Annotated in this window: 26 protein-coding genes; 19 read left to right on the forward strand and 7 right to left on the reverse strand. The window is 38.7% G+C overall.

Features of this window, described 5'->3' with window-relative positions:
• The 7 genes from FGM01_RS02125 (at position 1) to FGM01_RS02155 (ending at position 6,399) form a co-directional block, all read left to right on the forward strand.
• Positions 1 to 1,137 carry a Gfo/Idh/MocA family protein gene (locus tag FGM01_RS02125; protein ID WP_143409472.1) on the forward strand — a complete coding sequence of 379 codons (1,137 nt, stop codon included), beginning with the start codon at positions 1 to 3 and terminating at the stop codon, positions 1,135 to 1,137.
• 16 nt (positions 1,138 to 1,153) lie between these two features.
• A complete protein-coding gene (locus FGM01_RS02130; RefSeq protein WP_143409473.1) occupies positions 1,154 to 2,206 on the forward strand; it encodes a sugar phosphate isomerase/epimerase family protein in 1,053 nt (350 codons plus the stop codon).
• 12 nt (positions 2,207 to 2,218) lie between these two features.
• Positions 2,219 to 2,965, forward strand: a complete 747-nt coding sequence (locus FGM01_RS02135; protein ID WP_143409474.1) for a 3-keto-disaccharide hydrolase — start codon at positions 2,219 to 2,221, stop codon at positions 2,963 to 2,965.
• Positions 2,966 to 3,052: 87 nt separating this feature from the next.
• Positions 3,053 to 4,264: a bifunctional alpha/beta hydrolase/OsmC family protein gene (locus tag FGM01_RS02140; protein ID WP_143409475.1), complete on the forward strand. Its 1,212-nt coding sequence runs from the start codon at positions 3,053 to 3,055 to the stop codon at positions 4,262 to 4,264.
• Between the two features lie 114 nt (positions 4,265 to 4,378).
• On the forward strand, positions 4,379 to 4,969 hold the full coding sequence (locus tag FGM01_RS02145) for a superoxide dismutase family protein (protein ID WP_143409476.1): 591 nt from the start codon (positions 4,379 to 4,381) through the stop codon (positions 4,967 to 4,969).
• A gap of 90 nt (positions 4,970 to 5,059) precedes the next feature.
• Positions 5,060 to 5,590, forward strand: coding sequence for an RNA polymerase sigma factor (locus FGM01_RS02150; RefSeq protein ID WP_143409477.1), 531 nt, complete (start codon positions 5,060 to 5,062; stop codon positions 5,588 to 5,590).
• A 2-nt stretch (positions 5,591 to 5,592) separates the two neighbouring features.
• Entirely contained in the window at positions 5,593 to 6,399 is an 807-nt protein-coding gene (locus FGM01_RS02155) for an anti-sigma factor (RefSeq protein ID WP_143409478.1), read from the forward strand.
• Positions 6,400 to 6,637: 238 nt separating this feature from the next.
• Here the strand turns inward: FGM01_RS02155 and FGM01_RS02160 are convergent, their stop codons facing one another.
• The 3 genes from FGM01_RS02160 to FGM01_RS02170 are packed head-to-tail and all read right to left on the reverse strand — an operon-like array spanning position 6,638 to position 9,056.
• A complete protein-coding gene (locus FGM01_RS02160; RefSeq protein ID WP_262710770.1) occupies positions 6,638 to 7,396 on the reverse strand; it encodes a LytR/AlgR family response regulator transcription factor in 759 nt (252 codons plus the stop codon).
• Positions 7,397 to 7,416: 20 nt separating this feature from the next.
• Positions 7,417 to 7,731 (reverse strand): 2TM domain-containing protein, encoded by a 315-nt coding sequence (locus FGM01_RS02165; RefSeq protein ID WP_143409479.1) that lies wholly within the window; start codon positions 7,729 to 7,731, stop codon positions 7,417 to 7,419.
• Positions 7,731 to 9,056, reverse strand: a complete 1,326-nt coding sequence (locus FGM01_RS02170) for a 2TM domain-containing protein (protein WP_143409480.1) — start codon at positions 9,054 to 9,056, stop codon at positions 7,731 to 7,733. Before FGM01_RS02170 ends, FGM01_RS02165 begins: the two co-directional genes overlap by 1 nt.
• Positions 9,057 to 9,238: 182 nt before the next feature.
• On the opposite strand from FGM01_RS02170, the gene FGM01_RS02175 reads away from it, so the two are divergent.
• Entirely contained in the window at positions 9,239 to 9,673 is a 435-nt protein-coding gene (locus FGM01_RS02175) for a hemerythrin domain-containing protein (protein WP_143409481.1), read from the forward strand.
• Positions 9,674 to 9,707: 34 nt separating this feature from the next.
• On the opposite strand, the gene FGM01_RS02180 is transcribed toward FGM01_RS02175, so the two are convergent.
• A complete protein-coding gene (locus FGM01_RS02180; RefSeq protein ID WP_143409483.1) occupies positions 9,708 to 11,015 on the reverse strand; it encodes an NAD(P)/FAD-dependent oxidoreductase in 1,308 nt (435 codons plus the stop codon).
• 125 nt (positions 11,016 to 11,140) lie between these two features.
• Between FGM01_RS02180 and FGM01_RS02185 the strand changes: the two genes are divergently transcribed.
• On the forward strand, positions 11,141 to 11,635 hold the full coding sequence (locus FGM01_RS02185) for an RNA polymerase sigma factor (RefSeq protein WP_143409484.1): 495 nt from the start codon (positions 11,141 to 11,143) through the stop codon (positions 11,633 to 11,635).
• A gap of 5 nt (positions 11,636 to 11,640) precedes the next feature.
• Positions 11,641 to 12,276 (forward strand): hypothetical protein, encoded by a 636-nt coding sequence (locus tag FGM01_RS02190; RefSeq protein WP_143409486.1) that lies wholly within the window; start codon positions 11,641 to 11,643, stop codon positions 12,274 to 12,276.
• Positions 12,277 to 12,742: 466 nt separating this feature from the next.
• On the opposite strand, the gene FGM01_RS02195 is transcribed toward FGM01_RS02190, so the two are convergent.
• Together FGM01_RS02195 and FGM01_RS02200 are read right to left on the reverse strand one after the other, a co-directional pair.
• Positions 12,743 to 13,546 (reverse strand): lysophospholipid acyltransferase family protein, encoded by an 804-nt coding sequence (locus FGM01_RS02195; RefSeq protein ID WP_143409487.1) that lies wholly within the window; start codon positions 13,544 to 13,546, stop codon positions 12,743 to 12,745.
• 132 nt (positions 13,547 to 13,678) lie between these two features.
• Positions 13,679 to 14,317: an NUDIX hydrolase gene (locus tag FGM01_RS02200; RefSeq protein WP_143409488.1), complete on the reverse strand. Its 639-nt coding sequence runs from the start codon at positions 14,315 to 14,317 to the stop codon at positions 13,679 to 13,681.
• Between FGM01_RS02200 and FGM01_RS02205 the strand changes: the two genes are divergently transcribed.
• Complete coding sequence (locus FGM01_RS02205) at positions 14,316 to 15,089, forward strand: peptidylprolyl isomerase (protein ID WP_143409490.1); 774 nt, start codon at positions 14,316 to 14,318, stop codon at positions 15,087 to 15,089. The two genes, FGM01_RS02200 and FGM01_RS02205, sit on opposite strands and share 2 nt — an antisense overlap.
• On the opposite strand, the gene FGM01_RS02210 is transcribed toward FGM01_RS02205, so the two are convergent.
• Positions 15,090 to 15,803, reverse strand: coding sequence for an RDD family protein (locus FGM01_RS02210; RefSeq protein ID WP_143409492.1), 714 nt, complete (start codon positions 15,801 to 15,803; stop codon positions 15,090 to 15,092).
• A gap of 34 nt (positions 15,804 to 15,837) precedes the next feature.
• On the opposite strand from FGM01_RS02210, the gene FGM01_RS02215 reads away from it, so the two are divergent.
• From FGM01_RS02215 to FGM01_RS02250, 8 genes are all read left to right on the forward strand, one after another.
• Positions 15,838 to 16,797, forward strand: coding sequence for a stage II sporulation protein M (locus tag FGM01_RS02215; protein WP_143410326.1), 960 nt, complete (start codon positions 15,838 to 15,840; stop codon positions 16,795 to 16,797).
• Entirely contained in the window at positions 16,794 to 17,648 is an 855-nt protein-coding gene (locus tag FGM01_RS02220) for a YciC family protein (RefSeq protein WP_143409493.1), read from the forward strand. Before FGM01_RS02215 ends, FGM01_RS02220 begins: the two co-directional genes overlap by 4 nt.
• A gap of 2 nt (positions 17,649 to 17,650) precedes the next feature.
• Positions 17,651 to 18,412 carry a DUF4129 domain-containing protein gene (locus FGM01_RS02225; RefSeq protein ID WP_143409494.1) on the forward strand — a complete coding sequence of 254 codons (762 nt, stop codon included), beginning with the start codon at positions 17,651 to 17,653 and terminating at the stop codon, positions 18,410 to 18,412.
• A complete protein-coding gene (locus FGM01_RS02230; RefSeq protein ID WP_143409496.1) occupies positions 18,405 to 19,613 on the forward strand; it encodes a DUF4350 domain-containing protein in 1,209 nt (402 codons plus the stop codon). The genes FGM01_RS02225 and FGM01_RS02230 overlap by 8 nt, the downstream gene beginning before the upstream one ends.
• The gene (locus tag FGM01_RS02235) at positions 19,588 to 20,589 is read left to right on the forward strand and encodes an AAA family ATPase (RefSeq protein ID WP_143409498.1); all 1,002 of its coding nucleotides are present in this window, start codon (positions 19,588 to 19,590) and stop codon (positions 20,587 to 20,589) included. The genes FGM01_RS02230 and FGM01_RS02235 overlap by 26 nt, the downstream gene beginning before the upstream one ends.
• Complete coding sequence (locus FGM01_RS02240) at positions 20,589 to 21,920, forward strand: DUF58 domain-containing protein (RefSeq protein WP_143409499.1); 1,332 nt, start codon at positions 20,589 to 20,591, stop codon at positions 21,918 to 21,920. The genes FGM01_RS02235 and FGM01_RS02240 overlap by 1 nt, the downstream gene beginning before the upstream one ends.
• A gap of 103 nt (positions 21,921 to 22,023) precedes the next feature.
• On the forward strand, positions 22,024 to 22,440 hold the full coding sequence (locus tag FGM01_RS02245) for a DUF2141 domain-containing protein (RefSeq protein WP_143409500.1): 417 nt from the start codon (positions 22,024 to 22,026) through the stop codon (positions 22,438 to 22,440).
• 17 nt (positions 22,441 to 22,457) lie between these two features.
• On the forward strand, positions 22,458 to 22,970 hold the full coding sequence (locus FGM01_RS02250) for a hypothetical protein (protein WP_143409501.1): 513 nt from the start codon (positions 22,458 to 22,460) through the stop codon (positions 22,968 to 22,970).
• Positions 22,971 to 23,067: the final 97 nt, after the last annotated feature.

Raw genomic sequence — 23,067 nt, forward strand, 5'->3', positions numbered from 1 at the left:
ATGGCTAAGATCAGGCTGGGAATTTTAGGAGGAGGTAATGATTCGTTAATTGGTATTTTACATCGGGTTGCCGCAAATATGTTCGAGCAGTTCGAGATTACTGGTGGGGTTTTTAATGTAGATCATGATAAGAGTCTAAATTTTGGTGAAAGACTCGGCCTGGACAGGTCCAGGGTTTATAAGAATCTCGAGGAAATGATTCGGCAGGAAAAGGAACTACCCGAAGATAAGAGAATACAGGCGGTTTCTATTCTTACTCCGAATTTCCTTCATTACCCTATGGCCAAGCAATTACTGGAAAATGGCTTTCACGTTATTTGCGAAAAACCATTAACCACCACTTTGCAGGAAGCAAGGATTTTAAATGAAATTCAGGCAGAATCGAATTCAATTTTTGCGGTTACCTATACCTATACGGGATATCCTATGATCAGGCAAATGAAATCGATGATTGCAAATGGTGAAATAGGCAGCATTCAAAAAATTGATGTTCAGTATTACCAGGGTTGGATTAATCCCTTAATTCATGATAAAGATAAAAGATCTGCCACCTGGAGGCTTGATCCGGAAAAATCCGGGATTAGCTGTTGTATTGGGGATATAGGAACCCATGCATTTAATATGGCAGAATATGTTAGTGGAATGAAGGTGGAAAAAATTCTGGCAGATCTTAATTACCTTTACGAGGATAATCCAATGGATATTGATGGCACTGTCTTATTGCGATTTGGAGAAAACGTCAAAGGAGTACTCAGGGCAAGCCAGATCGCTACGGGAGAAGAAAATAATTTCACAGTTCAGATCTATGGCGATAAAGGCGGTTTGAAGTGGGAACAGGAAAACCCTAATTACCTTTATCTGTTAAAAGAAGATCAGGCATTGCAGGTTCTAAAACCTGGACATGCATTTCTAAGTGATTTTTCTTTAGAAGGAACCAAATTACCTCCGGGCCATCCGGAAGGGATATTTGATTCTATGGGTAATATTTATTATGGGGTGGCCATGGCAATTAAGGACAAGGTAAAATATACCGGCGCTTATCCAACGTTAGGTGATGGATTAAGGGGAATGAGTTTTATCGAAAAAACCGTTTCTTCTCACAAACAGGGCAATATCTGGATCAAAATGCAGGATTAATTCAAAATTTTAAAAAATGAAAACGATCAAAGGACCCGCAGTTTTTCTGGCGCAGTTCATGGATGATAAAGAACCATTTAATTCACTTGATGGCTTATGTAAATGGGCTGCAAATCTTGGCTACAAAGGCATACAGATCCCTACCTGGGAAACCAGATTAATCGATCTGGAAAAAGCTGCTGAAAGTAAAACTTATTGTGAAGAGTTGAAAGGCAAAGTAGCTTCATACGGGCTGGAGATAACAGAACTAAGTTCTCATCTGCAGGGACAGCTGGTTGCTGTACATCCTGCTTATGATCTTATGTTCGATAATTTTGCTCCCGAAGAATATAAGAACAATCCCAAGAAAAGAACAGATTGGGCCATAAAGCAGTTAAAATTTGCAGCCAGGGCCAGTAGAAATCTAGGTCTGGATGTTCATGGTACTTTTAGTGGATCTTTTCTCTGGCATACAGCCCACCCATGGCCCCAGAGACCAGATGGACTTGTTGAAATGGGTTTTGCAGAGCTTGCAAAAAGATGGATGCCTATACTTAACGAATTTGATGCTCAGGGTGTAGACGTTTGCTACGAGATCCATCCGGGGGAAGATCTTCACGACGGTGTGACCTTTGAACGATTCCTTGAAGCCACAAATCACCATAAAAGGGTAAATATTCTGTATGATCCCAGTCATTTTGTACTTCAACAACTCGATTATATAAAATATATAGACCATTATCATGATTATATCAAAATGTTCCATGTGAAAGATGCTGAATTTAATCCAACAGGTAAGAAAGGAATGTTTGGAGGATATGGAGATTGGAGAGACCGTGCCGGCAGATACAGGCATCCGGGCGATGGCCAGGTAGATTTTAAAACCGTCTTTTCAAAACTTACTGAATATGGCTGTGATGTCTGGGCAGTACTTGAGTGGGAATGTTGCATTAAATCTCCCGAACAGGGAGCTAAGGAAGGTGCTGTATTCATTCAGAATAATATCATAGAAGCAACCCAAAAAAGATTTGATGATTTTGCCGGTTCTGAAATTGATGAAAACAAACTAAAAAAGATCTTAGGAATCTAATCCAATTCAAAAATGAAAACTATTTATCTGCCTGTCATGGCAATTTTATTAATCACCGCCTGCAAAAATGACCCAAAATCATCTGAAGAAAAGATCCAGGTAAAATCGGAAAATATGAAAACTGAAGAACAGGACGACTGGCAGGTGCTTTTCAATGGGAAGAATCTGGATTCCTGGCAGGTTTATAACCGGGATTCTATTTCGGGCCAGTGGCGGGTGGAAAATGAAGCGATCGTATTTACTCCGGCAACTGGTGGACAAAGGATCAAAGAGTATTTAATGACAAAGGATAAGTTTGAAAATTTTGAACTTGAAATAGAGTGGAAAATTTCTGAAGCAGGAAATAGTGGTATTTTATGGGCTGTTCAGGAAATGGAGAAATATGATGAGCCTTATTACACAGGTCCGGAAATACAAATTCTCGATAATCAAAACCATCCTGATGCTCAAAATGGCCTAAATCGCACAGCAGGTGCTTTATATGATATGGTTGCTCCAAAAGTAGATGCCAGCAAACCAGCTGGAGAATGGAATAAGGAAATTATTCATATAGACCATCAGGCCAATATAGGCTGGGTGGAATTAAACGGAGTACGAATTGTTGAATTTCCTGTACACGGTGAAAGATGGGATAAAATGGTGGCTAAATCGAAATTTAAAGACTGGAAAGATTTTGGTGCCAGCCGGGAAGGTCATATAGCGCTGCAGGATCATGACGATAAGGTCTGGTTCAGGAACATCAGGATTAAAGAACTTTAAGAATAGTTTATTAAAAAAAAGCTGCCGTTAAGGTGGCTTTTTTTAATCTTTATTAGGGTAAACCCCTTTCCCGGATAAAATTAAATTATGAAAAAGATTGATGTAAGTTTTGAAAATTCCGAAGGCACTCAGTTGAAAGGAATTTTAGAATTACCTTCAAACAGGCAACCGGAAAATTTCATATTGTTTGCCCATTGCTTCACCTGCAACAAGAATTTTCACGCCCCAACCAACATAAGTAAAAACCTCGCTTCCAATGGATTTGGAGTTTTGAGATTTGATTTCACTGGACTTGGGGAAAGTGAAGGCGAATTTGAGGACAGCAGCTTCTCTGGTAATGTGGAAGATCTAATCGCAGCTGCCAATTTTCTCGGAAAAGAATATAAATCACCCTCGATCCTTATTGGCCATTCTCTGGGTGGTGCCGCAATATTATTCGCCGCGAGCCAGATTGAATCCGTACAAGCTATCGTTTCCATAAATGCTCCGTCAAATCTAAGTCATCTAAAAAAGCATTTTCAATCCAGCCTGGAAGATATAGAGAAAGATGGGTCTGCCAGGATTAAAATAGGCGGCAGAAGTTTTCGTATCAAGAAGCACTTTATTGAAGACCTTAAGAAAAATGAAGATGCTGAAGCATTGAAAAAAATTAGAAAACCTTTATTAATAATGCATTCTCCACAGGATGAGATTGTCTCTGTAGATCATGCCGAAACCCTTTATAAGGCTGCGTGGCATCCAAAGAGCTTTATCTCACTGGACGGAGCAGATCATATGCTAAGTGAAAAAAAAGATTCTGAATATGCCGGGCTGGTGATTGCGGCCTGGGTTTCCAGATATATCACTATTCCTGAAGTACCGGAACTTGAAACCGATCATGAGGTGATGGCGAATTTGGGTGCAGAAGGTTATACCACCCAGATTATAGCTGGCAATCATCACCTGGTAGCAGATGAACCGGTGAAAGTTGGGGGTAGTGACTTAGGGCCTAATCCTTACGAACTGGTCTCCGGCGGGCTTGCTGCGTGCACTTCCATGACGATACAGATGTATGCCAGGAGAAAGGAATGGAAAGTAGATAACGTGGAAACTCATGTATCATACTCTAAAAAGCATGCCGAAGATTGTGAAAATTGTGAAAATGATAAGGCTAAAATCGATCATTTTGATCGCGAAATAACTCTGAAGGGAGATCTCGATGAATCAAAAATTAAAAGGCTTATGGAGATTGCAGATAAATGTCCCGTCCACAAAACCCTGAGTGCGCAGGCGAAAATCACTACGAAGCAGAAGAATTGAATCACAAAAGTTTCAGCAATATTCCTTTGTTAAGCTAAGCTTAAAACTTTGGAGATGCTTGTTATTAGGACTAATTTAGAATTATAATTCAATTTAAAAACCAATCGAAACACTATGAGACGTATTAGTTTATCACTTATCCTTTGTGCAGGTTTGATCTTCACAAGTTGTAAAAACGAAAAGGAAAAAAATGACCTTGATGACCAGCAGGAAACCGAAGTCACTACTGAAATGGAAACCGAAAAAGAAGAAGTTAAAAAAGTTAAAGTAAGCCTTCAACCTGTAAGCAATTCTAAGCTTAGTGGAAATGTTGTTTTTACTGAAGAAAATGGTAAAGTTGCCATGACCGCGATAATTTCTGGACTGGCAGAAGGTAAACATGCCATCCATATTCATGAAAACGGCGATTGTTCTGCTGCTGATGGTTCATCTGCAGGAGGACACTGGAACCCAACCGGTCAACCTCATGGTAAATGGGGAAGTTCTGATGGTTACCATAAAGGCGATATAGGAAATTTTGATGTTGATGCAAATGGTAATGGTACTGTAAATCTAACCACGAGTGAATGGTGCATTGGCTGCGATGATAAAAATAAAGACCTTTTAGGAAAGGCCGTTATTGTACATGATGGTGTAGACGATTATACTTCTCAACCTTCCGGAGCTGCCGGAACCAGAGTGGGTTGTGGGGTGATTAAGAAATAAGCCTCCCGGAAAATGATTGAAAAAGCGGCGCTACAGCCGCTTTTTTTTATCGGGTATTTAACATTATATTTATTTCCACAAACTTAACTAATGCAGCAGGACGGACTAATCCTAGAACTTCAAAAAGGTAATCAGAGAGCTTTCGAGCGTATTTACGAATTATACTCAGAAAGCGTATACGGGATAATTTATAACATACTCAACGATGAAAAAATCGCAGAAGAAATCCTTCAGGATGTATTTCTGAAAATCTGGAACAATGCCAGCTCCTATAATTCAGACAAGGGAAGGTTTTTTACCTGGATCCTGAACATCGCGAGAAATGCTTCAATAGATCATATAAGGTCTAAAAGTCATAAGAATAAACAAAAAAACCTCAAGGCAGATAATTTCGTAGATATACTGGAGAGCAGATCTAATTTCTCTGGAAAAGCAGATGCTATAGGTATCAACAAGTACATAAATATACTTAAACCTGTTTGCAAAAAATTAATAGATCTTCTGTTCTTTCAAGGATATACACAAAAAGAAACAGCCGAGGAGCTTGAAATGCCTTTAGGTACTGTTAAAACTAAAAACCGGGCTTGTATTAGCAAGCTTCGAGAAATGTTAGCAGAATAAATATGGATATAAAGGAATACATATCATCAGGGATACTTGAATTATACGTTTATGGTGCACTTACCGAAGCCGAAAGCCGGGAAGTAAGCCAGGTATTGAAAAAACATCCCGAGGTTAGGCAGGAAGTGGAAGAGATAGAATTGGCTTTGCAAAAACTATCTGCCGCTACAGCTCCTTCGTATAATGCAGAGGCTATTTTAAGTAGAATCAAATCAAAATTAGGGACCAAAGGAGACCGAAGTGTAATTGCTTTGGAACCTGAAAAAGAAACCAATTGGGTCTCTTATATTGGCTGGGCAGCCACTATCGCTCTGCTAATAGGTCTTTTCTTCGTTTTTGAAGATAAGAATGATCTACGTGAACAATTAAGTTATGAGCGAGCAAAGAACGCCAGGATGGAACAGCAGATCGCTGATGCGCGGGAAGATGCAGAAAAGACTGAAGAGCTTCTCGCAATACTTAGGGATAAAAATGTGGCCCGGGTCCCATTACAGGGTCAGAACGCAGCTCCTGAAGCCTACGCTGCAGTATACTGGAACAAAGAGGAGAATACTGCTTATATAGATGCAGAGGCATTGCCTGAACCTCCAAGAGGAAAGGTATACCAGGTCTGGTCACTAAAATTAGATCCTTTGACCCCAACGAGTATTGGCCTTCTGGATGAATTCTCCATGGATGATAATAAGATTTTTGCCCTGCAGAACGCAAATGAATCACAGGCTTTTGGAATTACGCTGGAACCTGAAGGTGGAAGTGAGTCTCCAACCATGGATCAACTATACGTGCTGGGAGCAGTTACTGCACCGTAAGCACTCTTACAGGATATGAAATAAATAAACCCCACGTAAAACGTGGGGTTTATCATTTAATACTTAGAAAGATTCCGGGAGGAATCATTAACTCTCTAAGCATCTAACCAACCAAAAAAGTTAAAAACTCATCCATAATTTGACCAAAAACAAATTATGCAAAAACTTAGAGTTCTATTAAGATATACGGAGGCAGATGCCCGGCGGTTTTAAATATTCTTTTTTTAACATTTAAAGATCACTGGTTAAGCCAGGTTTTAAAATCCTTCACCCTTTCCCTACTTACGATAAGCTGAAATTCATTAAAATTTTCTAATTTGATCTCCAGCCGGGAGTTGGTATAAGAAACTATGTCTTTTATAGCATTGATATTAAGAACACATTTCCTGTTGATACGATAAAACTTTTCCGGGTTAAGCTCATTCTCCAGTTGCTCCAGAGGAATGTCTATTGGATAATTACGTCCCGAGAAACAATGGATATAGGTTGCTTTATTTTCTGAAAAGAAACAGGCAATGTCAGAAACTTCTACAAGCTTAAGATGTTGTCCTACCTGAGCCGTAAACCTGGTTTTATAATTTTTCTCTTTTCCCGGTTCCCTGAGCAAGGATTTAAGATCTTCTAAATTTATTTTTCCGGCCTGCTGCCGTGTATTTTCAAATTTTCTTATCGCTTCTTCCAGTTCATCCTCATCTATTGGCTTAAGCAGATAGTCTATACTGTTCAATTTAAATGCTTTAAGAGCATACTCATCGTAGGCCGTTGTAAAAATGATGGCACTCTCAGTTTTAACATGGTCAAAAATCTCGAAAGACAAACCATCACTAAGCTGTATATCCAGGAACATAAGATCTGGATGCGGATTATTATTAAACCAGTCTACTGCTTCAGCTACCGAATGTAACATGGTTTGAACATCGATATCGTTGTTAGAAAGCATGCGCTGTAACCTTCTGGCAGCCGGCTTTTCATCTTCAATAATTATAACTTTGGTCACGTATGATTATAGTTTAATTTTTATTTCCAGATCTGTCTTTTATCCTTCTCCATGATCTCCTTTATCTTTTTTTCCTCCCACTTCTTCCCAAGGATCAAATTGGGCCCAAATACGCTCGCCCAATGTGCGAATAATCCAATACCCCAGAAGAATATCGTAGAATAATTTGAAAGATCGGTAAGCCCGCGAATAATGCCAACGTCCCTGGTAATTACGATAAAAATGGCCGTATTGATGAACAAGTAGACGGTTAGATGGATATAAAAGTCTTTCATATCCTTCACTCTTTTCTGAGCCGTTCTGTAACTGAGCTTTTCTTTATAATTTGTTTCCATTATTTCCAGGATTTAGGTTGTTGCTGATCTTTTCCCATTAATTCTCTAATCTTGCGCTCTTCCCATTCTGATCCATATCCAAATACAGAAAAACCATGAATGGTTAATCCTATACCCCATCCAAATAGGGGAAACCAGAACCATTGAAAATCCCAGTAGGTATTATAGTTAATAAAGATAAGGAACGGGATCACTACACAATAAGAAATTAGATTTCCGTAAAAATCCTTCATTTCTTTTACTCTTTGTTTCGCTTTGAAATAAGCGTTTTCCTGATTAATTTCATTTGTATCCATAATTGAGATTTGTTTGGTTAATACCGGCAATTTTACCCGGAAAATTTCTTCGGTTTGTTCTATAAGCACCTTCCTTTCGGTCACTTCGTTATATCTGTTTACGATATTTTGCAAGCCCACACCTTTACGATTGCTGAGTACCTCTTTTTTCTGAAAATTATTCTCTACCACCAGGTAACCTTCAGCCTCATAGATCTTAATTCTCAAGGGTTTACTCTCGCTTACAATATTATGCTTGATCGTATTTTCCAATAGCAGTTGCAGGGAAAGTGGTACCACCTTGGCTTCTTCATTAGAGAATTCGTCTGGACTATCAAAATAAATGCTGTTCTCGAACCTCATTTCCAGTAACTTCATATAGGTTTTGGCGAATTTTAATTCCTCGTGTACACTAACAAGCACCTTATCTTTATGCTCCAGAACATACCGGTACACTTTAGATAGTGAGGTGGTAAATCTCTGGGCCTGGTCTGAGTTTTCATCGATAAGTGAGGCCAGTACATTCAGGCTGTTAAAAAGAAAATGCGGATCTAACTGGTTCTTTAAGGCATCGAATTTGGCAGAAGCTGTCCCGGCGATTATCTTTTGTTCTTTAACCTTCTTTTCCTGAACAGATTTATAAAAATAAACCAGGTGGAGAAATAGAGAAATGATGGCAGTAAACAGAAAAGGAAAAAGGTAAAACCTCATGCTTTCATTTTCCAGAAAGGTTTCCAATGGAATATTATCGAACACGGTTTTATGAACCAGACGGCAAAAAAAGAATCCTATCAGGGTAAGGATAATCGAGCCTGCCGTAGCCAGAACAACCCTTTGAATGGTAGCTTCTGACCAGCCGATCTTTTTTTCAAAAAACCGGAAATAAGTTCCGTTTAATCCGGTAAGGGTAAATGAATAGAAAAGGTAGATTCCCCAATATTTAGGATCCAGCAGTTTATCCTGGTCAAACCCGTTGAAGGTACTGTCTAATATGATTAATAAAAGGGATACCGATAAACTTAAGGTTACTATTTTCAAAAGAAACTTCATATACACAAATATTCTAAAGCTAAAATCTAATGATTCAGGCTTAATTTGAAATCAATTATTCTGAATTGTCATAATTAGATACCGAATTGTATTCTTATCTCAATTTTGGCATTTCAACCTGAAAATTAAATAATCTTTAACATTTAATTGAATAACTTGAAAAAAATCCAAAAAATTAAATAATGAATATTTTTGAAGCTTTAAGGCAGGAACATGAGATACAGAGAGATCTTATAGCTAAGCTACTTAAGACCGAAGGGAAGACCGAAGAAAGAAAAAAGATTTTTGAAGATCTTAAGCATGAATTAAAGATACATGAAGATGCAGAGGAACGTCATTTTTATATACCTCTCATGGAGAAGGACATGACCCAGGAAAAAGCGAGGCACAGTGTAGCGGAACATCATGAAATGGATGAACTGGTAGAGAAACTTGAGGATACAGAGATGGATGCTTCCAACTGGTTAAAAATAGCCAGGGAACTTGAACATCAATTGATACATCACCTTGATGAAGAAGAACAGGAAGTCTTTCAAATGGCCGGTAAAGTGCTCACAAGTAAGCAAAAAGAAGACCTGGCATCAGATTATAATAAGGCAATTAGAGAGAATAGATAAATAAAAAAAGGCTGCCAGAAGGCAGCCTTTTTAATTATGCTTTTTCTTTGTCCATGGTCATTTTTTCTTCATGACCTTTAAAAGGCCTGATTATTAACCTGGCGGCTTTGTCATAATTAATATAATTATACACCCAGTTGAAGAAAGTTACCGTACGATTTCTGAATCCTACCAGGAACCACAAGTGTACAAACATCCACACGAACCAGGCAAAAAATCCAGAAAACTTCCATTTATGTAGATCTACCACAGCCCTGTTACGACCCACCGTAGCCATTGTTCCCTTATCAAAATATTCAAAAGGTTCCAGTTTCTCCCCTTTTATTAGACGTACAAGGTTTTTAGCCAGATGTTTTCCCTGCTGGATAGCCGGTTGTGCAACCATGGGGTGTCCTTTAGGAAAATCCTCAGTTTGCATTAGGGCTATGTCGCCAATGGCAAAAATATTTTCATATCCGTTTACCTGGTTAAAAGCATTCACTTCATAGCGGTTTGCTTTTTCTACCAGGGCAGATGCATTAAGTCCACCTACCGGGGCGCCGGTCACCCCTGCAGACCAGATAAATGTTTCGGTTTTAAGGGCAAGATCTGTATTGGTGGTCACCAAATGGCCGTCATAATTTTCCACCATAGTATTTAAATGGATCTTCACCCCAAGTTCTTCCAGCATCTCATGGGCCTTCCTTGAGGCGTTCTCACTCATTGGCGGCAACACGCGGTCCAGGCCTTCTAGTAAATGTATATTCATTTCGGCCGGGTTAAGATCAGGATAATCTTCCGGGACAATATGGTTACGAAGTTCAGCGATCGCACCACTAAGCTCTACCCCGGTTGGACCTGCACCCACCAGAACAAAATTCAATAAAGCTTTCCTCTTTTCAGGATCATCTGTAATGGTGGCCTGTTCAAGATTTTCAAGGATAAGACTTCTAATATTCAAGGCTTGTGGCACCGTTTTCATCCACATGCCATTCTCCTCTATGCTCTGGTTTCCGAAGAAATTAGTCCTGGACCCGGTAGCAATTACGAGGTAATCATAAACAATATCCCCTATGTTGGTATGCACCGTATTCTTTTCAGCAGATATAGATTTAACTTCTGCCAACCTGAAAAAACTTTTATCACTAGCCCGCGTAATTTTTCTTAAAGGATAAGCGATGGAGTCTGGCTCAAGTCCAGAGGTGGAAACCTGGTATAAAAGAGGCTGAAAAGTATGATAGTTATGCCGGTCTAAAAGTACCATCTGCATATCTTCTTTTAAGATCTTTCTGGCAATGGCAACTCCGGCAAAACCACCTCCGATTATCACTACTCTGGGTAAGTTGGTCTTCGGGATATTCATAGTATAGGCTGGTTTTACCCAAATTTACTATTTATACAAAGAAAGTTATAGTGATTAACTTTAAATTAAAGTTTTTTGTAACGCAGCTCGTTTTTTCACTACCTATAGCTGCTAACCAATCATACGTGAATAAAGAATTAGAACATCAGTTTGTAATCAATCTGGAGAAACACCAGAATATTGCTCATAAAATCTGCCGTATCTATACCAATGATCAGGATTCCCATAACGATCTTTTTCAGGAAATAACCATCCAGTTATGGAAAGCTTATCCCAAATTCCGGGGTGAAGCAAAATTCAGTACCTGGATGTACCGGGTTGCCCTAAATACTGCTATCACTTTATACCGGAAAAAAAAGAGAAGTATAAAGACTCAGGATTATGACAATTTCCATTTTAAAATTAAAGCAGAGGAATATGATGATGAAGCAGAACAGCATTTAAAATTAATGTATGGTGCCATCAAACAACTTAATGATATAGACAAGGCCCTGGTCTTTCTTTATCTGGAGGATAAGAATTACGCAGAGATCTCAGAAACATTGGGGATCACTGAGGTTAATGCAAGAGTGAAAATGAATAGAGTGAAAACTAAATTAAAGAACATTATTAATCCTTGAGAACTATGGATGATTTAGATCTATTAAAAAAGGATTGGAAAAAGCAGGAAGCAAGCCTGCCCCATCTTTCGTACGATGAAATTTATAAAATGATCTGGAAGAGATCTTCCTCGATCGTAAAGTGGATTTTTGTTATAAGTATCATTGAATTCCTTCTAGGCGCGGTACTGAATATTTTCCTGGCAGATAAAGAGTACTGGGACCAGATGGAAAAATATGACCTGACAGAATTTACCATCGTGGTATATATTTTAAGCTACCTGGTCACTTTTTATTTTATCTTCAGGTTCTATAAGAATTATGTAAATATTTCTTCCACAGACAGTGCTTCACGACTGATGAAAAATATTTTGAAGACCCGTAAAACGGTGAAATATTATATTGGATTCATTCTTATTTCCAGTGGTTTGGTATTTCTTTTTACGCTGTATATGATGATAAAAAATCATATAAATACTGCCGATGCAGATGCCAGTATGGCGTTTGACACCGCTCAGTGGTTCCTGTTTATAGCGGGTACCTTACTAGTGCTTATTTTATTACTTGGCGCCATCTGGCTAATTTACAGGGTGGTTTACGGTATATTATTGCGCAAGCTAAATAAGAACTATAAGGAGCTTAAAAAGCTGGAAATGGAATAGGTCGAGGTTAGAAGTTAGAAGAATTTAAATTTGCTTGATTAAAGGCAATTAACTGAATGATCATTTCGCGCAATAAGTTAACTAATAATTCAAAAAAATTGCACTGGCGGACTGAGCTAGTTTAAGGCCGGTTTTCTAATAAGAAGTGAGAAGTGAGTAGTGAGTAGTGAGTAGTGAGTAGTGAGTAGTGAGTAGTGAGTAGTGAGTAGTGAGTAGTGAGTAGTGAGTAGTGAGTAGTGAGTAGTGAGTAGTGAGTAGTGAGAAAAATTACTATTTCTGGGAAATAAAAAAAAATTCCGGGTTTAAATTGCTCTAAATAAATTCAGCAATAATTATAAAACTGCCTTTTCTGTAAAGCATTTCATTGCCGGACTGAGCCTTTCGAAGGCCTGTCCAATTTTAGAAAATCCAAACTAACTTTTGAGAACCATCAAAAACTTGAAGCCTTCCGCTTAAAACCTTTAACTTAGTAACCCCAGCGACGTTGTTCGTTTAGTTCTTCCATTGCCTGTATTTCTTCGGCAGGAATTACCTTAAGGAATGATGGATGCTGCTCAATAGCATATTCCAGTTTGCTTACAATATCCTCGATACTATCGTTCTCATAATCAAATTCCATGGGTTCTTTGATCTGAAAAGTCTGAAGGATTCCCCTTTTCTTAATCCTAAGGCCCTTTTTATCAAAAGATCTTCTAAAGCCGTCTATCACAATAGGAATTACAATAGGCCGATGATTTTTAATGATATGAGCGGTTCCTTTACGAATGGGCTTGAAAGGTTTTGTAGTACCCTGAGGAAAGGTGATTACCCAGCCATCGTCCAGGGCCGTTTTGATATTTTCTGTATCATTTGGATTTACTTCCCGTTTGATCTCCTGCCCTTTAGCCCTCCAGGTTCTTTCTACTGTGATTGCGCCGGCATAAGCCATGATTCGCGCCAGCAAACCTGCTCTCATGGTTTCCTTCGCAGCTACATAATAGATATTAAGCTTAGGCTGCCAGATGTATCCAATATTTTTGATACTATCCACCCGTCCGCTTAAGCTCGCGTTGAAAACATGAAACATGGCAGTTACATCTGCAAAGTAGGTCTGGTGATTAGATACAAAAAGAACATTAGTATCTGGAAGATTTTTAATGATCTCTGAACCTTCAATCTGAAGTTCGTTATATCCCCGGTATCTTCTATGGGTCAAAACCCCGAAAATGCGGATCAACCACTTCTTCAGTATTAAATAATGCCCAAATGGATTTTTTTTAAACAATCCCATTGCTGATTCTATTTTCGTTTGGCCCTTTATTCAGCTTTATTTCAACCGGCGGCAAATATAATAATTAGTTTGATATAGCATCTAAACTGAGATATTACTCATATTTCACTTGCTTCCGGGTGATCCCTTTATTTAGATCTTTAAAAGTAATTCCCTTATTTCGCTTAGCATCATCCCCGTTGCGCCCCACACTACATGACCGTTTAATCTATAGGCCGGAACCTCTATTTCCCTGGCATAGGATGTACTCAAATTCTCAGTTATAATATTCTCGTCATCTAAGAACTCACTTAATTTTATCTCCAGAATTTCTTCCACTTCAGATTCCTGAGCGATCATATTCGGGGTTGTATGAAGCAATCCAAGATATGGCTGCACCCAGAAATTGGAAGGTGGAATATAAAGTCTGGTCAATTCCCTTATTACCTCAATTTCATTCTGGGGTATACCAACTTCTTCCTCTGTTTCTCTCAGAGCAGTGTCCTGCAGGTCCTTATCTGTGTGCTCTACTCTTCCACCGGGGAAGCCAACCTGGTTGGAATGAACGCCTTTATAGGTCTTACGTAAAATTAGTACTAACCTTGTTTCATTATTAATATCAGGATAAAACACGGCCATAACGCCTGCTTTTTCTGGCTTCCTGGTGGAAATATCCAGTTCCTCCAGTTCTTTAATTCTTAGCAAAGGGGCTAGTTTCTTATGCGCAGCTTCCCCGGGAAGCTGCATTTTTTTTAACTTTGAAATCCTGTTTTTAAAAACCTCAAACTCCATGTTCAAACAGCTTTCTTTAATAGCAATTTTTTCAATTCTTTTTTTCGCAAGTTGTGAAGATAAGCAAACTTCCTCTAAAAATGGCGGGGAGCTTAGTAAGGAAGCGTTAAAAGCTCAGCAAAAAAAGGATTCTATTCAACGTGCACGGGATAGTATTTTTGAACTAAGAAAACGCGAACTCGCCTCTAAAGATAAGGTTACTAAAATCGAGAAGAACGAAATGTTTCCAATCACCCAGGAAGAATTGATTCCCACCCTTACCCAGTATGGTAAAGAAAACCAGGAAACCAGGATCAGGATAAAAACAAAATTTGGAAATATAGATGTACAGCTTTTCCGGGATACGCCACTGCACCGGGCTAATTTCATTATGCTGGCCAAGAACGAATATTTCAACCATACTTTCTTTCACCGGGTTGCACCCGGCTTTGTGATCCAGGGTGGCAATGCAGACAATCAAATCACCGCAAGTAGTCGTGGCGATGTAGGTAATTATTTAATCCCAAGCGAATTTGAGGCAGGCCACAAACATACCTATGGTGCTTTTTCTGCCGCGAAATATGCTGAACAAAATGTTAGCAAAGCTTCCTCACCTTTTGAATTCTTTATCGTAATGGATAAGACTGGTACCCCACATCTTAATAATGACCATACCGTTTATGGTAAAGTTATTAGCGGTATGGACGTGGCAGAAAGGATTGCCCAGGTAGAAACAGGTGCGTCAGAATGGCCTGTAAATAATGTTGAAATAGATATTGAGGTTCTGGATTAATTAATGACGGGTAAAATAGTTGTAATCATTGATCACCCGCTGTACAAAGTCGAGGGGTTTTTCATCTGAGGTCACATCCATTAGCTCAGTTAGTTTTTTGCTCAGGGATAGGATAATATGATGTTGTCCCGCTCTTCTGGCCTGCTGATAAAGATTTTTAACCTCCTGGATATCGCTATCACTTAGAATGGTTACCTGCGGGTATTTTGGCTGGTAATTCTCTGGAAGGTCAACTCCAAGGGAGTTTTCTATTCCTATAGTTTGTTTCTCTGAAATCACCGTAGTTCCCGCAGCGATATCTCCTAATCTTTGCCCCTTACCGTTAAGTAAGATGGTGACTACGGCCAATCCACCGCTGGTTAGACTTATATCTATAATTCTTAATAACCATCTTATGAGGAAATTTGAAAATTGTGGCCTTGAACCGTCTTTTCTTACTACTCTGATCTTCAACAAAGCTTTACCCGGAGTTCTTCCATCCCAAAAAGTTTCCCACATTAGATAATAAAGAAATGTTGGCAGTCCCAGTACCAGATAGTACATCATTAAACTTCCGTTATCCTCTTTTATCCCGGCAATAATCAGAAAACTGAATACATTATAAGCTATTAGAATTACCAAATCCACAATGAAAGCCAGGATACGCTCCCCTATTCCCGCTACATTCTGTTGAATACTTATATTTTGAGCGGTTTCAATTTGAAAATTATCCATTAAATATGTTACTTTGGGTTTTATTCAATTAAAGATGCGCGAGGCTGCTTTCGTCAGGCAAAATAAAGATAAATGGGTTAAGTACGAAAGCCTCCTGCAAAATAATAAAACGCTATCCCCCGGCCAGATTTCGAACATTTATGTCTCATTAAGCGATGATCTGAGCTATTCCAAAACCTTTTATCCTAAATCTAATACCACCCGGTATTTAAATGGATTGACTTCTGCAGCCCATCAAAAAATATTTCGTACCAAAAAAGAATCCGGAAACAGGTTTATCACCTTTTACACAAAAGAATTCCCCCTTGAGTTTCATAAGTTCCAGAAACAATTGCTTCTAAGTTTTCTAATCTTTCTTGGCTTTACCCTGATTGGCGCATATAGTGCTGCCTCAGATGCGGCTTTTGTTAGAACCATTCTTGGGGACGCCTACGTGAATATGACCCTGGAGAATATTGCGAATAACGATCCCATGGCCGTTTACAAAAAAATGACCGAAACAGACATGTTTCTTGGTATCACCATTAACAATATCCGGGTTTCCCTGATGGCATTTTCTTTGGGTGTACTGGGTGGAATCGGTACTATCTTTATGCTGATGCAGAATGCGATCATGCTGGGAAGTTTTCAGTATTTTTTCTTTGAGAAGGGATTGCTTTGGGAATCTGCCAGAACTATCTGGATTCATGGCACTATAGAAATAGCGGTAATTATTGTCGCGGGCTGTGCCGGCCTGGTGGTTGGAAAAAGCATGCTCTTCCCCGGCACCTATACAAGGTTAAGATCCTTTACCATGGGAATTAAGAATGGCTTAAAGATCGTGATAAGTACTATTCCATTTTTTATTATCGCCGGGTTTCTGGAAGGATTTGTAACCAGGCTAACCTGGATGCCAGATATCGCAGCCATTATTATTATCCTGGCTTCTCTGGGGCTTATCCTCTTCTATTATGTCTATTATCCTTTATATCTATTAAATAATACCCAAAAATGAACCCTGAACAAATTCAATTTAAAAAACAGCGGGAGCTGGGAGAAATCTTAAATGTCACTTTTCAGTTTATAAGGCAAAATTATAAAGCCTGTGGAAAGATTTTGCTCAGGATCGTGGGACCTGTATTTCTACTTCTAATTGCCGCCGTTACCTATTACACCTGGTCCACCCTGGGGGATTCCTTGTTCGATACAGACGGAATCAATGGCTCTCAGGTGGTTATTGCACTTGGATTAATGCTTCTGGCCTATTTGCTTTATATCTCTACAATGACGGGTACTGTTTATCACATCATTTTAAGTTATATCAATAACCGTGGAGAAATTATCTCTTCAGAAGTTAGTACCGGCATGAAAGAAGACTTTGGTAAGTTGTTATTAATAACTTTAATTTCATGGTTACTCATATTTGCGGGTATGATCTTCTTTATTTTTCCGGGGATTTATCTGTTTGTACCCTTAAGCCTTACTACGGCGGTACTTGTTTTTAGAAGAACAGGTGTTTCAGAAAGTATATCAGAATCATTTAAACTGGTCAAAGAAAACTGGTGGATGACCTTTGCTACTTTATTATGTATCGGGATCATCGTATATCTTATTAGTCTGGTTTTCCAGCTACCGGCAATCTTATATTTTGTCTTTCGCGCATTCGTGGTAGCGACAGAGGGAACCTCTACTTCAGAACTTTTTGGTCCCGGCTACATTATTATTAATGTATTCACCTCTGTAGTTCAGTATATTATCTATAGCATTACCCCTATAGGAGTCGCTTTTGTCTATTTTAATCTGAATGAAAAGCAAAATTTCACGGGTACCTATGAGACCATTCAAAACCTTGGAAATAATAATTGACCTTGAAAAAAGTATTACCTGTCATTCTGTTTTTCCTGGCCTGCGGTAGTTTTTACTCGCAGGTTCATGATTCGCTGAAAGTAGAACAGGAAATTTTATATGATGAGGCTCAGGGTCTGGTTCCACTCGAATTTGATGCTGAAAAGATCGCAGGTTATCGAGATCAAAAAGAATTTGAATATTTAGAATCAGTAGAAAATGATTCCTGGTGGACAAGGTTCAAAAGATGGGTCTCCTCCAAATATCATGAATTCCTTAATTGGCTTTTCGGTGATTATGATCCGGGCACTGCCCTATCTTTTTTTATTAATATTTTACCCTTTATACTTCTTCTAATTCTATCAGGTTTGATCATCTGGCTTTTTTCACGGTTGAATCCCGGCGCAAAAATACTTTCCAGCCCTAAGGAAAGCGAGGTGTTTTTATCTGAAGAAGAGGACCTGGTAAGACACGAAGATCTGGCTGCTTTGATTTCCATTGCTGTAAAAGAAGGGAGCTACAGGTTGGCAGTTCGCTATTATTATCTCAATGAATTGCGCAAATTAGACGAACTGCATCATATAACCTACGAGTACCAGAAGACAAATAAGGATTATTTCGACGAGATAAAAAATAAAGGAATACGTAAGCATTTTTCAGAGATCACCAAGTTGTATGAATTTATCTGGTATGGAAGCTTTGCGGTTTCAGAATCTGATTATAGATATATAGAGAAAGGATTTTTAAGAATGGAACAGGTTTTAAATTCTAAATCACATGAATAAAACCTATAAGACCGCTTTCGCCCTTTTTCTTCTGTTGGTAATTTCCCTAGCCTGGTTGGAAAGCACAGAGCCCGAGCCCATAAACTGGACCCCGAGTTTTACCGCTAAAGATAAGATCCCTCTGGGAGCATTTGTATTTTATGAAAGCTGGAAAGAGACCCAGGCTATCAAAAATCTCAGGATACCTCCTTATGAATATTTAAATAGTTCTCCCGATAGTGGCACTTATTTTTTCCTGAATGACTACGTAGATTTTGACAGGAACGAACTCAGGGATTTACTTCAATGGGTTTCTGATGGCAATCGAATTTTTATATCTGCATATAATTTTGGAACACCTTTGAGTGATACGCTGAATTTCGAGACAGCTTCCTATATAAGTTCAGACGGTTTTAAAACCCGGCCCGGACTCAATCTGGTAAATAAAGATCTTAAATTGAAAAAAGCCAGGGTATTTGACCATGATCTACCTGCCGTCTATTTTAAAAAGATAGATACCACTAAAAGTGTTGTTCTTGGTACCGCTGCTTTTGAAGAAAAAGAATTAGAAGCAAAGATCAATTTCATAAAAACAGATTTTGGAAAAGGAGAGATATTTCTGCATACCACCCCTCAAGCCTTTAGTAATTATTTTCTACTGGATGGAACGAATTATAGTTATACTGAAGCTCTATTAGCTTACTTGCGTGGCAATCAAATTTTATGGGATGCCTACTACAAATCTGGCAAAAGCTTTTTTTCCTCACCTCTTTATATTCTGCTGAATAATCGTCCATTAAAATGGGCCTATTACTTCATTATAATCTCAGGGATCCTTTTCGTTTTATTTGAAGGAAAAAGAAAACAACGAAGTATTCCCGTAGTAGATCCTCCTGCGAACAAATCTTTTGAATTTACTGAAACCATATCCCAACTTTATCTGGAACAAAAGAAATTTCACGAACTTGGGCTAAAGAAGATCTCCCTTTTTTTGGAGTTTATTCGTAAACAATATAGAATTGACACCTCTGTAATCAACGAAAAGTTCTATAAAGACCTTGCTGTAAAAAGCGAACATAGTATTGAAGAAACCAAAAAGCTGTTTGAACAAATCCACAATTTCAGGGAGAAAAATGAAAATAGCAAAGAGGATTTTTTTAGACTGGCAAAACATATAAATACATTTAAAAACAAAAATGGAAAATCAGGACACCAATCATAATGGGGGTATAAATTTCGAAAACAGAATTCCTCTGGACGATCTCAAAGCCTCTGTGAACAAATTAAAAGATCAGCTTTCCAGGGTCATCGTGGGACAGGAAAAATTTGTAGAATTACTCGTGGTAGGTTTACTATCCAATGGACATGTCCTTATCGAAGGGGTTCCGGGTGTGGCCAAAACCATTACGGCTAAGCTCTTCGCCAAATGCTTAAAAACAAATTTCAGCAGGATACAATTCACACCAGACCTTATGCCCAGTGATGTCCTGGGAACCTCGGTTTTCAATATGAAATCTTCAGATTTCGAATTCAAAAAAGGTCCGGTATTTTCAAATATCATTCTTATCGATGAAATTAATCGTGCTCCGGCCAAAACCCAGGCAGCGTTATTCGAAGTGATGGAAGAAAGACAGGTGACCATAGATGGAAAAATGTATAAAATGGAGGAGCCTTTCATGGTTCTTGCCACCCAGAATCCCATTGAACAGGAAGGTACTTATGCCCTGCCCGAAGCCCAGCTGGATCGTTTTCTCTTTAAGATCGAGGTAGATTATCCAGATTTTGAAGACGAGGTAATGATTCTTAAAACCCATCACGAAAGAAAAGGTAAATTACCAGAGACAGAGATCGAGGCAGTACTTACTCCAGAAACCATAGCCAGGCTCAGGGGACAGATCCATGAAATATTGATAGAAGAAAAACTGCTGAATTATATCGCAGAAATCATTCATAAAACCAGGAAACATCCTCACCTTTATCTGGGTGCCAGCCCCAGGGCTTCTATTGCCGTAATGAATGCAGCCAAAGCCTTTGCGGCGGTTAATGGGAGGGACTTTGTAATCCCTGAGGACATTAAGAACTCACTGAAACCCGTACTGGCGCACCGACTGATTCTTTCGCCAGATCGGGAAATGGAAGGAATGACTGCATCTTCGGTAATAGATATGATCACGCAATCTGTCGAAATTCCACGCTAGTGCTAAAATTCTTAAGATCATTATATTTTGGAAAAAGGCTTTTTAATAGCTTATTCGCTATTTCCATACTTTTTTTGATCTCTTTCTGGTTCAACCCTTTATACAGTTTTACCTGGGTTCTAGCGGTAATTATTCTCGTTCTAACCATACTTGATATCATAAGCCTTTACCGGGGCCGGGGAATTAAAGCAGACAGGTCTCTGCCCGAAAAATTCTCTAATTCAGACTTAAATAGTGTCAAAATAAGTATTGCAAATAATTATGGTTTTCGGGTCTATAGTGAAGTGATCGATGAGATCCCGGTGCAATTTCAAAAAAGAGATTTTTTAAAAACTATACCGCTTCCCGCCTATAGCAGCAACTCCTTTGAATATGAACTAAAGCCATTAAAAAGAGGTGAATATACTTTCGGAAAACTAAACATTTATATTTCCACTCCGTTCAAACTCGCAAAAAGGAGGTTCGTCTTCAATAAAGATCAGCAGGTAAAGGTCTATCCTTCCTTTATTCAGATGAAAAAACTGGATTTTCTAGCCCTTGACCAGAAGATCAGCCTGCATGGGATCAAACGGATAAGACGGATTGGTCACACTATGGAGTTTGAGCAGATCAAAGAATATGTGCGCGGTGATGATGTAAGAACCATAAACTGGAAAGCCACAGCTAAGCAGGGAAACCTGATGGTAAACCAATTTCAGGATGAAAGATCTCAACCGGTATATTCTGTTATCGATTGTGGTCGCGTGATGAAAATGCCATTTGAAGGCCTTAGCCTTCTGGATTATGCAATAAACAGCAGCCTCGCTTTCTCTAACGTCGCCCTCAAGAAAAAGGATAAAGTAGGACTGCTTTCGTTTTCAAATAAGATAGGGCATCTTCAAAAAGCGAGTTCAAAGCTAAGCCAGCTAAACCTATTAATGGAAGCTTTGTACAAGGTGGATACGGGATTTCATGATACAGATTATAGTTTGCTCTATTCGCGGGTTAAAAAACATATAACCCACCGAAGCCTTTTGATGCTTTACACCAATTTTGAACATATGACCGGGTTAGAACGGCAACTGCCTTTTCTTAAGGCGCTTGCCAAACAACACCTGGTGGTGGTCATTTTTTTTGAAAACACCGAGATCACAAAATTAACCGGGATTAATCCTTCAAATATTAGCGAGAGTGCACATCAAACCGTAGCTGAAGAATTTGCGCATAATAAATCCTTAATGGCCAAAGAGCTACAGCGACATGGAATTCAAACGATTCTCACCAAACCTGAAGAGCTAAGTATCAATACCATTAATAAATATTTGGAAATCAAATCGCGCGGACTTCTTTGAAATTTTACAGTTCAGTTTAAAGATTCTACAGTTGGGTTAGATCATTTTCTAAAAAATCTGCTATGACCTTAAGTTTGTTTCATAATCAAAAAACATTAAAATTATGAAGACAATCGCCGTTTTAGCAGCCATGTTATTAGGAGCTTTAGTACAGGCTCAAACAGGAACCTCAGGAAATATCAGCGCAACTGTGCCGAATGTATCGGGAACAGAAGGAAGTGTGGTATTTGGACTTTATTCTGCAGAAACTTTTATGAAAGCAGAACCGGAATTTGCCGTTAGCGCAGATATAATAGATGGAAAGGCAGTCGCCCATTTTGAAGATGTCCCTCACGGTACTTATGCCATCCTGGTGATGCACGATAAAAATGACAATAAGAAAATGGATTTTGATACCAACGGAATGCCTCTGGAAAATTACGGTTCCAGCGGAAATGGCATGAGCTATGGACCACCGGTATGGGAAGATTCCAAATTCGATTTTGACGGAACCCCAAAACAGCTGGAAATCAGATTTTAATCAAAACCACCAATATTATGAAACCTGTAATCTTTCTTTTTTTCTTTGGCTTTATCGCTCTTCAAAACCTGCAAGCTCAATCCTTTGAGACAGACCTTGAAACACAGTCAAAAATCGTGGATCTATATTTCATTATTGGAGAATGGGAAGGCAATGGTTGGAGAATTTCTCCTGATGGAGTAAAGCATTCTTTTGAGCAAACAGAAAAGGTTCAGTATAAATTAGACAGCACCGCAATTTTGATCGAAGGTAAAGGATATACTGATGGAAAACTGATCCATAATGCGATGGCCATCATTACCAGCAATAAGGAGACCGGAGAATATGAATTCCAGTCATACTTGCAGAATGGAATGAAAGGAAACTTTAAAGCTGAGCTCAAAGATGACGTATTCTACTGGTATCCCAACCAAAATGTTCGTTACATTATCAGTATCGACGAGGAAGGACGATGGTATGAAAAAGGTGAATTTAACCGGCAGGGAGAATGGATGCAATTCTTCGAAATGACATTATCAAAAAACAGTTGAACAGTTTGATGCTTATCTATTTAAAACCCTTCCTTATCCGGAAGGGTTTTTCAATAGGTAAAACTAAGTTAATTCTCCTTTAATATAAGAAAAACTT

The organism is Christiangramia sabulilitoris (genome assembly GCF_007050985.1).
Lineage (GTDB): Bacteria > Bacteroidota > Bacteroidia > Flavobacteriales > Flavobacteriaceae > Christiangramia > Christiangramia sabulilitoris.